The organism is Streptomyces sp. CA-179760, assembly GCF_050937045.1.
Lineage (GTDB): Bacteria > Actinomycetota > Actinomycetes > Streptomycetales > Streptomycetaceae > Streptomyces.
Map to the genome: position 1 here is coordinate 2,218,775 of NZ_JBNJLZ010000001.1, position 11,450 is coordinate 2,230,224.

General features: G+C 70.7%; 9 protein-coding genes and 1 pseudogene. 7 read left to right on the forward strand and 3 right to left on the reverse strand.

The genetic code is table 11. The features are described 5' to 3' along the window. Window positions 1-146: 146 nt before the first annotated feature. The 4 genes and pseudogenes from ACQEV8_RS09890 to ACQEV8_RS09905 all read left to right on the forward strand — a co-directional run bounded on the left by ACQEV8_RS09890 (window position 147) and on the right by ACQEV8_RS09905 (window position 4,960). Entirely contained in the window at window positions 147-1,676 is a 1,530-nt protein-coding gene (locus tag ACQEV8_RS09890) for a S8 family serine peptidase (protein WP_432959082.1), read from the forward strand. A 69-nt stretch (window positions 1,677-1,745) separates the two neighbouring features. Beyond that, window positions 1,746-3,265: pseudogene (locus ACQEV8_RS09895) on the forward strand (S8 family serine peptidase). Between the two features lie 77 nt (window positions 3,266-3,342). After that, complete coding sequence (locus ACQEV8_RS09900) at window positions 3,343-3,873, forward strand: hypothetical protein (RefSeq protein ID WP_432959084.1); 531 nt, start codon at window positions 3,343-3,345, stop codon at window positions 3,871-3,873. A 52-nt stretch (window positions 3,874-3,925) separates the two neighbouring features. Beyond that, window positions 3,926-4,960, forward strand: a complete 1,035-nt coding sequence (locus ACQEV8_RS09905; protein ID WP_432959086.1) for a CopD family protein — start codon at window positions 3,926-3,928, stop codon at window positions 4,958-4,960. Between the two features lie 10 nt (window positions 4,961-4,970). On the opposite strand, the gene ACQEV8_RS09910 is transcribed toward ACQEV8_RS09905, so the two are convergent. Together ACQEV8_RS09910 and ACQEV8_RS09915 are read right to left on the reverse strand one after the other, a co-directional pair. After that, the gene (locus ACQEV8_RS09910; RefSeq protein WP_432959088.1) at window positions 4,971-5,651 is read right to left on the reverse strand and encodes a lysoplasmalogenase; all 681 of its coding nucleotides are present in this window, start codon (window positions 5,649-5,651) and stop codon (window positions 4,971-4,973) included. After that, window positions 5,648-6,607, reverse strand: coding sequence for a sterol desaturase family protein (locus ACQEV8_RS09915; RefSeq protein WP_432959090.1), 960 nt, complete (start codon window positions 6,605-6,607; stop codon window positions 5,648-5,650). Before ACQEV8_RS09915 ends, ACQEV8_RS09910 begins: the two co-directional genes overlap by 4 nt. Before the next feature lie 246 nt (window positions 6,608-6,853). On the opposite strand from ACQEV8_RS09915, the gene ACQEV8_RS09920 reads away from it, so the two are divergent. From ACQEV8_RS09920 to ACQEV8_RS09930, 3 genes are all read left to right on the forward strand, one after another. Next, a complete protein-coding gene (locus tag ACQEV8_RS09920) occupies window positions 6,854-7,843 on the forward strand; it encodes a DEDDh family exonuclease (protein ID WP_432959091.1) in 990 nt (329 codons plus the stop codon). 107 nt (window positions 7,844-7,950) lie between these two features. Then, window positions 7,951-8,184, forward strand: coding sequence for a hypothetical protein (locus tag ACQEV8_RS09925; protein ID WP_078615365.1), 234 nt, complete (start codon window positions 7,951-7,953; stop codon window positions 8,182-8,184). Window positions 8,185-8,233: 49 nt separating this feature from the next. Then, window positions 8,234-9,031, forward strand: coding sequence for an SURF1 family cytochrome oxidase biogenesis protein (locus ACQEV8_RS09930; protein WP_432959094.1), 798 nt, complete (start codon window positions 8,234-8,236; stop codon window positions 9,029-9,031). A gap of 118 nt (window positions 9,032-9,149) precedes the next feature. Here ACQEV8_RS09930 and ACQEV8_RS09935 read toward each other — a convergent pair whose 3' ends face one another. After that, complete coding sequence (locus ACQEV8_RS09935; protein WP_432959096.1) at window positions 9,150-11,306, reverse strand: carbon starvation CstA family protein; 2,157 nt, start codon at window positions 11,304-11,306, stop codon at window positions 9,150-9,152. Window positions 11,307-11,450: the final 144 nt, after the last annotated feature.

Genomic DNA, 11,450 nt, shown 5'->3' on the forward strand with positions numbered 1-11,450 from the left:
GGCGTTCTTTCCGAAGTCGTTTCGGCAAACCGTTGCTGGCCAGCGAGAGCGCGGGATAGCTTCGCCCTGCACCACCCCGTCATGTACCTGCCCGAGCACCACCTGTGCCTCGGGCCGGTTTCGTTTCCGGATGATGTGGAGACCCCATGTCCCAGCTGCGTTCCAGACGCCGGCTCGCCCTCGCCGTGCCCGTCGTGCTGTCACTCACGGCCTCCTTGGGCTTTCTGCCGGCTGCCGCTTCGGCGGCCCCGCGTGTGGAGTCGTCCGCGCCCTCGGCGGACGCGCCGAAGCTGGCGTACGTCGTGAACACCAAGGTGGACCGTCGCACCATCTCGTCGGTGAAGAAGGCGATCGGCAAGGCCGGCGGCTCGGTCGTGACCACGTACGAGCGGATCGGCGTGATCGTCGTCCACTCCTCGAACGCCGATTTCGCCAAGTCCATCCGCAAGGTGCGCGGCGTCCGGTCGGCGGGTGCGACCAGGACGACGCCGCTGACCGCGGCGGGGACGAAGGAGGAGGGCGCGGCGCAGTATCTGACCGGCGCCCAGGCCGCGCGGGTCGAGGCCGCCTCGGCGAAGACGCCCGAGAGCGAGCCCCTCGAAGCCGACCAGTGGGATCTGCGCGCGATCGGCGCCGACAAGGCCGCGAAGATCAACCCGGGCAGCCGCAAGGTGACCGTCGCCGTGATCGACACCGGCGTCGACGACACCCACCCCGACATCGCCCCGAACTTCTCCGCGTCGCAGTCCGCCAACTGCGCCGGCGGCAAGCCCGACACCAGCGAGGGCTCCTGGCGGCCGTACACCCCCGAGGACTACCACGGCACGCATGTCGCGGGTGAGATAGCCGCCGCCCGCAACGGCACGGGCGTTGCGGGCGTCGCACCTGGTGTGAAGGTGTCCAGCATCAACGTCACCGACCGGGCCAACGGCCTCTTCTACCCGGAGAGCGTCGTGTGTGCCTTCGTGTTCGCCGCCGACCATGGCGTCGAGATCACGAACAACAGCTACTACGTCGATCCCTGGCTGTACAACTGCATGGACGATCCGGACCAGCGGGCCATCGTCGACGCGGTCAACAGGGCCCAGCTGTACGCCCAGAAGAAGGGCACACTGAACGTCGCCGCGGCGGGCAACTCCAACCACGACCTGGACTCGGACGCGATCGTCGACGACTCCAGCCCGGACGACTCCACCCCCGCCCCGCGCACCATCGACCCGCACGAGTGTTTCGACGTGCCGAACCAGCTGCCGGGTGTCGTCACCGTGAGCTCGACGGGCGTCAACAACGTCAAGTCGTACTTCTCGACGTACGGCAAGGGCGTCGTCGACGTCGCCGCGCCGGGCGGTGACGGGCGCTACCAGATACCCGACACGCCCTCGAAGAACGGCCGCATCCTGTCCACCATGCCGGGCGGCACCTGGGGCTTCCTCCAGGGCACCTCGATGGCCTCCCCGCACGCCTCCGGTGTCGCCGCGCTGCTGAAGTCCAAGCACCCCAAGGCGTCTCCGGCCCAGCTCCAGGCGCTGCTGAAGGCGCAGGCCGACCGGACCGCCTGCCCCGAGTCCTACGACCAGGACGGCGACGGCACCCAGGACGCCACGTGCGAGGGCGGCAAGCGTGTCAACGGCTTCTACGGATACGGCATCGTCAACGCGCTGCGCGCGGTCAAGTGACGTGTGCATCCTGAGACTTCACGCACCGTCAGCTTCATCAGCTCGTACCGCGAACCTACTGGAGACACCATGACAGCGCCGCACGCGCGCTACCGCCGCGCCGTCGCGATCCCGGCCGGGATGGCCATGGCCACGGCCCTCGCGTTCCTGCCGAACACCACGGCCACGGCCGCCGAGGACGCCACCCCGGCGGTCTCGGCCGACGCGACCCCGCTCAGCTACGTGGTCAACGTCAAGCCGGGGCACGGCACTTCGGCGCATGTGAAGAAGGCCGTCGGCAAGGCCGGGGGCACGATCGTGACGTCGTACGACCAGATAGGCGTCATCGTCGTCCACTCCTCGAACCCCGACTTCGCCAAGACCGTCCGCAAGGTGCGCGGCGTCCAGTCAGCCGGTGCCACCCGCACCAAGCCGCTGCCCACGGCGACGACGGGCGACCTGGGCACGCCGAAGGCGCTGAGCGCGGCCGAGGTCGCCAAGGCCGAGGCCCCCGCCGGGCAGGACCCGCTCCAGCCCCAGCAGTGGGACCTGCCGGCCATCAAGGCGGACAAGGCACACGAGAAGTCGCTCGGCAGCAAGAAGGTCACGGTCGCCGTGATCGACACCGGCGTCGACGACACCCACCCCGACATCGCGCCCAACTTCGACCGCAAGGCGTCGGTCAACTGCGTGTCGGGCAAGCCGGACACCGCGGACGGGGCCTGGCGGCCCGGTGCCTCGGAGAGCCCGCACGGCACCCATGTGGCGGGTGAGATCGCGGCCGCCAAGAACGGCATCGGCATGACCGGTGTCGCGCCCGGGGTGAAGGTCTCCGGCATCAAGGTGTCCAACCCGGACGGCTTCTTCTACACGGAGGCCGTGGTGTGCGGCTTCGTCTGGGCCGCCGAGCACGGGGTCGACGTCACCAACAACAGCTACTACACCGACCCCTGGTACTTCAACTGCGGCGACGACCCGGACCAGAAGGCGCTCCTGGACGCGGTCGGCCGGGCCTCCCGGTACGCGGAGAAGAAGGGTGCGGTCAACGTCGCGGCGGCGGGCAACGAGAACTACGACCTCTCGGCCGACGAGATCACCGACCCGTCGTCCCCGAACGACACCACGCCGGGCGACCGCACCGTCGACCCCTCGGAGTGCCTCGACATCCCGACCCAGCTGCCGGGTGTCGTCACGGTCGCCTCGACGGGCGCGAAGGGCATCAAGTCGTCCTTCTCCAACTACGGGCTGGGCGTCGCCGACATCGCCGCCCCGGGCGGTGACTCGACCGCCTACCAGAAGCCGGAGGCGCCTGCCACGAGCGGGCTGATCCTGGGCACGCTGCCGGGCGGCAAGTGGGGCTACATGGCCGGTACGTCGATGGCGTCCCCGCATGTCGCGGGCGTCGCCGCCCTCATCAAGTCGACCCACCCGTACGCTCCCCGGCCCTGGTGAAGGCCCTGCTCTACGCGGAGGCCGACGCCACGCCGTGCACGGACCCCTACGACATCGACGCCGACGGCAAGATCGACGCGGTGTGCGAGGGCTCCAAGAACCGCAACGGTTTCTACGGCTGGGGCATCGCGGACGCACTGGACGCGGTGACCAGGTAGAGCTCGTGTGAAAGCGGTCCGGGCCGGGCGGGGGCACCCGCCCGGCCCGCTGCGTCCCTGCGGCAGGATCTCTTGTCATGGACGTGTACGAAGATCCCCCGACCTGGACCGCCGAACCGGTGCGGCCACGGTGGCAGTTGGCTCTGCGGTTCGCGGGGAGCGTGGTGTGGTTTCCGGTGGTGTGTGCGCTGTGGGTGGCGGTGGCGGCGGTGCTCTTCGTCGTCGGGATGTTCGCCGAGGTGATCACGGCTTTCAGCAGCACCCTCGAACGCCGCTTCATCGAAGCCGCGGGCGGGACGGTGCTGCGCGTCGGGCGCCTGGCCTCCTGGTGCGTGTCCTGGCCGGAGCTACGCCATGAGGGTGACGCCGGCTTCTACAAGGCGCGCGTGGACAAGGCGGTCGCGAAGTGGACCGCCCAAGCCTCGGCCCCGGTCGAGCGACAGAAGCCACGACCGCCCCTGGAGTGTGCGATACCCATACGGAAATACCGTGGTGTCGGCGGGTGGTACGTCGCCGAGGTCGCGCTCGCACAGGGGTGGGAGCTGCGCCCCACGGACGTGAGCAGGGAAGTGCGGCTGTGGTGGGCGGCCGCGTCCGACGCCGACTGAGTTCGCTCCCCTGGACTTGCCCGACCATGTGAAGGTTGGTGAAGATCTTGGGGTGACCTTGACAAGACCCACGCCAGGAGTGCCCGACAGCGGCGGGCCCGCAGGGCGTACCGGTGCGGGCCGTGCCGTCGCCGTCCTGGTCCTGGTGGCCCTGGCCGCGCTGATCCCGCTGCTCGGCCCGTCCACCGCGCTGCACGGCACCGGGGAGGCCTCGGCGCCCGGGGCCGGCGGCATCGCCCTGCTGCGCACAATGCTGTTCGCGGCGCTGTGCGTCCCGGTCGGTGAGCTGTTCGTGAACCGGCTGGCACGTTCCGTGCCGGGTACGGAGGGGGCCACCGACCACCCCTTGGCCGTACCCCGCAGCTGGTCGCCCTTCGCCGCCGCCGTCGGTTTCGTCGCCGCCCTGGGGCTCGCCTCGGTCGTGGCCACGGGCAATCTCGCCCCGGGCAACCTGTCGGACATGGACGTCGGCGGGCTCCACGCGTCCCGGGACGGCAAGCTCGCCCTGCTCGAGGTCAACGCCTTCCTGGTGGCAGGGCTGTGCTCCGTGTCGCGCCGGCCGGCCGCGCAGGTGTGGCCGCTGGCCGCCGTGGTCGTCACGGAGGCGCTGCGCGCGCACCCCCCGGCCGAGCAGAGCCCGCTGACCGGCTCCGGACTGACGCTCGTCCACCTGACCTGCGCGGCACTGTGGGTGGGCGGTCTGCTGCACGCGCTGCGGATCCTGCGCCTGTGGCACGCCCGGTCCGACAAGGGAGCGGGCGCGGCCCTGCTGGGCCTCTACGCGCGCGTGGCGGCCGTGCTGCTCGCCGCCATCACCGCGACGGGTGTGTGGAGTTCGCTGCGCCGGATGCCGCCGGGGACGATCCTGGAGCAGCTGACGGCCACGGCGTACGGGCGTGCCCTGCTTGCCAAGGCGCTGCTCGTGGCCGCCGTCGCCGCCCTCGCCCTGTGGGCCCGGAGCCGGCTGCGCCGGGCGGCCGATCCGCTGAGCGCGTGTGCGCCCGCACGGGCGGAGGTCGTCGCGCTGGGCCTGGTGGTCGCGCTGTCCGGACTGCTGACGGCCCTTCCGGTCCCCATTCGCTGGTGAGCCATGAGCCTCAGACGGCCCGCATCTCGCCGTACGTCGCGGCCGGTGCCCTGCGCGCGTTGAGCGTCCCCAGCGTGCCGCCGGCCAGCAGGGCCTGCGCGGCGATGTAGGTGAGCATGATCCAGAAGTCCGGCCTGGGCAGCTGCGGCCAGTCGGCGACGCCGGTCGCGATGAGCGTGTCGGAAAGCAGGAACAGCGCGCCGCCGAGCCCGGCGTAGAGGCCGAGCCGGGTGACGGACCCGTACGCCATGGCCGTGAGCAGGAGGCTGTATCCGGCGACGGGCACGCGCAGGTCCGCGGGCAGGTCCGGCCACAGCAGCGCGACGGTCGTGACGAGGGCGGTGCCGTAGCCGAGGGCGATCAGGCCCGCACGCGCGCGTGGGACCGCGTTCCGGCTGCCGTACGTCCTGAAGAGAACGAGGTAGCAGACATGGCCCGCGGCGAAGGAGCCCATGCCGGCGAGGAAGGCCGGCTCGGCGTCGGACAGCAGCAGGACGTCCCCGCCCCAGCCGAACAGCAGGGCGGCCAGGAGCAGCCGGGGAGCCTGGCGCAGGCCGGCCCACAGGGCCAGGAGCGGCATCAGCAGGGGCTTGGCCACGGTGTGCCCGGCGTCGAAGCCGGCCGCGAGGGAGACGAGGTCGACGGCGGCGGCGAGACCGAAGGCTGCGAGGAGGAGGCGGGAGGGGGTCACGCCGGCGTGCTCTCACCGGCGGGGGTGGTCGGGGCCGCGGCAGGGTCTGTCGGCGGAGCCGAAACCGTAGCCGTAGCCGTAGCCGTAGCCGTAGCCGTAGCCAGGGTCGCCGTCGGTGCGGGAGCGGGGGCGGGCCCCCAGCCCGGGCCCCGGAACACGCGTCCCGCGCGCTCGCGCCAGCTCTGCGCCGCCTTCAAGTCCTTCGCGATGGACACGTATTCGTGCGTCGCCACCTTCAGCAGGTTGTACGTGTCGATGTTCTTGGTCAGTCCGTACACGGGCCGCTCGGTCTCGGGGGCGAACGAGCCGAACAGCCGGTCCCAGACGATGAGGATGCCGCCGAAGTTGCGGTCGAGGTAACCGCCCTGGGAGGCGTGGTGGACGCGGTGGTGCGAGGGGGTGTTGAGGACGAACTCAAACCAGCGGGGCATCTTGTCGATCCGCTCGGTGTGGATCCAGAACTGGTAGACGAGGTTCGCGGAGGAGCAGAACGCGAGCGCCGCGGGGTGGACTCCGGCGGCTATGAGCGGGACGTAGAACGGCCACACGGTCAGGGACGTCCAGGGCTGGCGCAGCGCGGTGGTGAAGTTGAACTTCCGGCTGGAGTGGTGGACGACGTGGCAGGCCCACAGGACGCGGATGACGTGGTGGCCGCGGTGGGACCAGTAGTAGAAGAAGTCCTGCCCGAGCAGCATCAGCGGGACGGTCCACCACAGGACGGGCACGCGCAGGGGCGTGAGTTCGTAGAGGGCCGTATAGAGGGCGACGATCGGGATCTTCCAGAGGAAGTCGAAGACGAGACTGCCGAGGCCCATGCCGACGCTCGTGGCGGCGTCCTTCGCCTCGTAGCCCTCCGCGTCCTCGTCGGGATGGAGACGGCAGCTCACCATCTCGACCACGGTGAGCAGCACAAAGGCGGGGATCGACCACAGCACGACATCGGGCAGGTTCGGCATGCAAGCACCGTAGGACCGCCGTCCTGCCCCGACTAGACGTTGTTACCCACAAGTATTACCGACGGTACGCGCTTGCTTCTTGGTGATCTCCACCAATCGGAGTGCAATCGGCATGACTGAGCGTCGGACAGACGTACGCCTCGCGAACGGACAGACCGGACAACACGCCTGAGGGAGTATCGGAAGGGCCAAGTGAGCGCACCTGGCGGGCGGTGGTGTCAGTCGTGGCCCGTATCCTCAGGGACCATGCTCGATGACCTGACGACCGCAGTGCCCTCTCCCACGTCATGGCCGGCCGCGTATCCCCAGGGATACGCGGTCGTTGACGTGGAGACCACAGGTCTGGCCCGGGACGATCGCATCATCTCCGCGGCCGTCTACCGGCTTGACGCACGCGGCGAGGTCGAGGACCACTGGTACTCGACGGTGAACCCGGAGCGCGACCCCGGCCCCGTGTGGATCCACGGACTGACGAGCGAGGCACTCGAGGGCGCTCCCCTCTTCCAGGACATCGCCGAGGAGTTCACGACCCGGCTCGAGGGGCGAGTGCTCGTCGCGCACAACGCCGTCTTCGACTGGCAGATGATCGCCCGGGAGTACGCGCGCGCGAAGCGCGAGGCACCGGTGCGCCAGCGGCTGTGCACCATCGCGCTCTCCAAGGAACTCGGGCTTCCGCTGCCCAACCACAAGCTGGAGTCCCTCGCCGCGCACTTCGGCGTCGTCCAGCAGCGGGCGCACCACGCGCTGGACGACGCGCGCGTACTGGCCGAGGCGTTCCGGCCCAGCCTCAGGGCCGCGGCGGCGAACGGGGTGCGACTGCCGCTGCTCGAGTGCCGGCCGCTGACCGAGTGGTCGGACCGTCCCGCGCCCCGCATCGGACAGCAGGCGGGCTACGGCGGTTACCGGCCGACCAGTTGGCGCCCGGCCCGCAAGCGCCCCGCCTGCCCCTATCCCAACCCGGGGCGCTACGAGGCGGGCGGGCGGCTCAAGCAGGGCATGCGGGTCGCCTTCTCGGGTGACACCTCGGTGGAGCGCGATCTGCTGGAGGACCGCGCGACCGAGGCCGGGCTGCACGTGGCCACCAGTCTGTCCCGGCTGACCAGCCTGCTCGTCACGAACGACCCGGACTCGGGCACGTCCAAGGTGGTCAAGGCGCGGCAGTTCGGCACGCCGGTCGTGGACGAGGCGGCGTTCGGGCAGCTCCTCGCGGATGTGGAGCCGGCGTCGGAGGGGTGACCGCAAGCGGAGCCGCGCCGGAGCGCGACCGTACGGACGGGTGATTGGGAGGCGACTCGCCCGGCACCCGCTCGCCCAGGCCGGGGTGACGGCTCACCCTGTGGCGCATGGCGACCTGTGAGGTATGTGGCAATCAGTACGGAATGACCTTCGAGGTGCACGCGCAGGGCGCGGTGCACGTCTTCGACTGCTTCTCCTGCGCGATCCACCGCATGGCACCCATCTGCGAGCACTGCCGGGTGCAGATCATCGGCCAGGGCGTGGAGGTCGAGGGCCACTGGTACTGCGGCGCGCACTGCGCACGCGCGGAGGGAAAGGCGGGAATTGTCGACAAGGTATGAAACCGTACCCGCCTGATGGCACCCCACGACCGAGTTGTACGGTCGTGGGGTGTACCGCTTCCTGATGTCCCGGCAGTGGGTGATCCTCACTCTGATCGCTCTGCTTCTCATCCCCACGATGATCAGGCTGGGCATCTGGCAGATGCATCGCTACGAGGAGCGCACCGCCCGGAACCAGCTGGTCTCGAACGCGCTGGCGGCCGACCCGGTGCCCGTGGAGAAGCTGACCGGGCCCGGGCACACCGTCACCAGCGCCGAGCGGTACCGCACCGTGACCGCGAAGGGTCGCTTCGACACGGAGGACGAGGTCGTCGTCCGCCGCCGCACCAACTCCGACGACGAGGTCGGGTACCACGTCCTCACCCCGTTCGTCCTCGACGACGGCAAGGTCCTGCTGGTCAACCGGGGCTGGATCCCCTCCGACGGCCCGAGCCAGACCACATTCCCGAAGGTTCCCGCACCGCCGGGCGGCGAGGTCACCGTCAAGGGGCGGCTGATGCCCGACGAGACGACCGAGGCGAGCGGCATCAAGAACCTCGAAGGGCTGCCGGACCGGCAGATCATGCTGATCAGCAGCGAGCAGGAGGCACGGCGCCTGGACGTCCAGGCACTCGGCGGCTACATCGTCCAGACGGCACCCGAGCCCAAGGGCGACACCCCCGAGCTCCTCGGCAACCCGGGCAAGGAGGACGCCGCGCTGAACTACGCGTACGCCATCCAGTGGTGGCTGTTCGCCGCGGCCGTCCCGGTCGGCTGGGTGGTCCTGGCCCGCCGCGAGGCCCGCGACCGGGCCCAGGCGGCGGCCGAGAACACCGACTCGACGGAGACGGAGCCGGCGGCCGTGTGACCGCCGGCTGCTCACCGGCCCGGTCAGCAGCAGCGCCCCCGCGGCCCCGACCCCCGGTCCAGCGTGCGCAGCAGCTCGCGGACGTACCAGGCCACGGCCCGCGCACAGCGCACGGCCCTCATGAGCGGGACCCCGCCAGGGGCTCGGCCGGCTGCTCCCCCGGCGCCTCGATGCGGGACTCGACGTACGGCGCCTCGGTGGTCGGCAGCGGAGCCGGGGCCCGGATCGCCCGTACGCACACCACCGCCGCGTTCACGAGCACCACGGCGACGAGCAGCAGGAACAGGGCGATCAGTACGCCGTCGACCGTGGAGTTGGTGACGACGGTCGCCATGTCGGCCGGGCTCTTGGCGGGCGGCAGGACCTGACCGGCGTCGAGGGCGTCGGCGTAGCGGGCGCGCTGGGCGAAGAAGCCCACCTTCGGGTCGTCCGAGAAGATCTTCTGCCAGCCGGCGGTGAAGGTGATGGCGACGACCCAGGCGAGCGGGACGCCGGTGACCCAGGCCCAGCGCAGCTTCCCGGACTTGATCAGGACCGTGGTGCAGACGGCCAGGGCGATCGCGGCGAGGAGCTGGTTCGCGATGCCGAAGAGCGGGAAGAGCTGGTTGATCCCGCCGAGCGGGTCGGTGGCGCCGGTGTAGAGGAAGTAGCCCCAGGCGGCGACGACCAGGGCGCTGCACAGCCAGATGCCCGGCTTCCAGTTGACCCGGCCGGCCGGCTTCCACACATTGCCGAGCATGTCCTGGAGCATGAAGCGGCCGACCCGGGTGCCCGCGTCCACGGTCGTCAGGATGAACAGCGCCTCGAACATGATCGCGAAGTGGTACCAGAAGGCCTTCATCGCGGTGCCGCCGATGACCCCGGAGAAGATCTCCGACATGCCGACCGCGAGGGTCGGGGCGCCGCCGGAGCGGGCGATCAGTGTCTGCTCCTCCACGGCCTTGGCGGCCTGAGTGAGCTGGTCGGGGGTGATGGTGAAGCCGAGACCGGCGACCGCGTGGGACGCCGACTCCGCCGTGGTGCCGAGAAGGGCGGCCGGGGCGTTCATGGCGTAGTACAGGCCCGGCTCCAGGGTCGCCGCCGCGATCAGCGCCATGATCGCGACGAACGACTCCATCAGCATGGCGCCGTAGCCGATCATCCGGACCTGGGACTCCTTCTGGATCAGCTTCGGTGTGGTGCCGGAGGCGACCAGGGCGTGGAAGCCGGACAGCGCGCCGCAGGCGATGGTGATGAAGAGGAAGGGGAAGAGCGCGCCCGCGAAGACGGGCCCCGCGCCCGACGAGGCGAAGTCGGTCACCGCGTCCGCGCGCAGGACCGGGGCGGCGACCACCACGCCCACCGCGAGCAGCGCGATCGTGCCGATCTTCATGAAGGTGGAGAGGTAGTCGCGCGGCGCGAGCAGCATCCACACCGGCAGGACGGAGGCGACGAAGCCGTAGCCGACCAGGCAGAAGACGAGAGTCGTGGGGCTGAGGGTGAAGGCGGAGGCCAGGGAGGAATTCTGGATCCAGCCGCCCCCGACGATGGCGAGCAGCAGCAGCGCGACGCCGATCAGGCTGGTCTCGACGACCCGGCCCGGGCGGAGGACGTGCAGCCAGAAGCCCATGAACAGGGCGATGGGGATGGTCATCGCGACGGAGAAGGTGCCCCACGGGGAGTGGGCGAGGGCGTTGACGACGACCAGGGCCAGCACGCCCAGCAGGATGATCATGATGGCGAACACGGCGACCAGGGCGGCGGCCCCGCCCCACCGTCCGATCTCGTCCCGGGCCATCTGCCCGAGCGACTTGCCGTCCCGTCGCATGGACAGGAACAGCACGACCATGTCCTGCACCGCGCCCGCGAAGATCACGCCGGCGACGATCCACAGGGTCCCGGGCAGATAGCCCATCTGCGCCGCGAGGACCGGCCCCACCAGCGGTCCGGCACCGGCGATCGCGGCGAAGTGGTGACCGAGCAGCACGCGGCGGTCGGTGGGGTGGAAGTCGACGCCGTCCTCGAGACGCTCGGCGGGGGTGGCCCGGCGGTCATCGGGCCGCAGCACCCGCCGGGCGACGAAGCGGGAGTAGAAGCGGTAGGCGATGGCGTACGAGCCGAGCGCCGCGACGACCAGCCAGACCGCCGAGATGTCCTCGCCCCGGGCGAGGGCGAGGACGCCCCAGGCGATCGCGCCGAGCAGGGAGACGGCGGTCCAGAGCAGGAGGGACCGAGGCGACATTCGCTGCTTTTCGGGCGCTGACCGGCCGGATTCGGGCAGGACTGATACGGGCATGGCGGCTCCTCACCGTGGCGGTGGTGTGCGACAGGACCTGCGCGGGTGCCGGTGCGGGGGCGCTCGCGGCTCTCCCGCTCGCTGTCGGTCTGTGCAAGAGTTGCGCTCCCGCCGGAGGTGGATGACACGGCGTTCGCGAAAGAT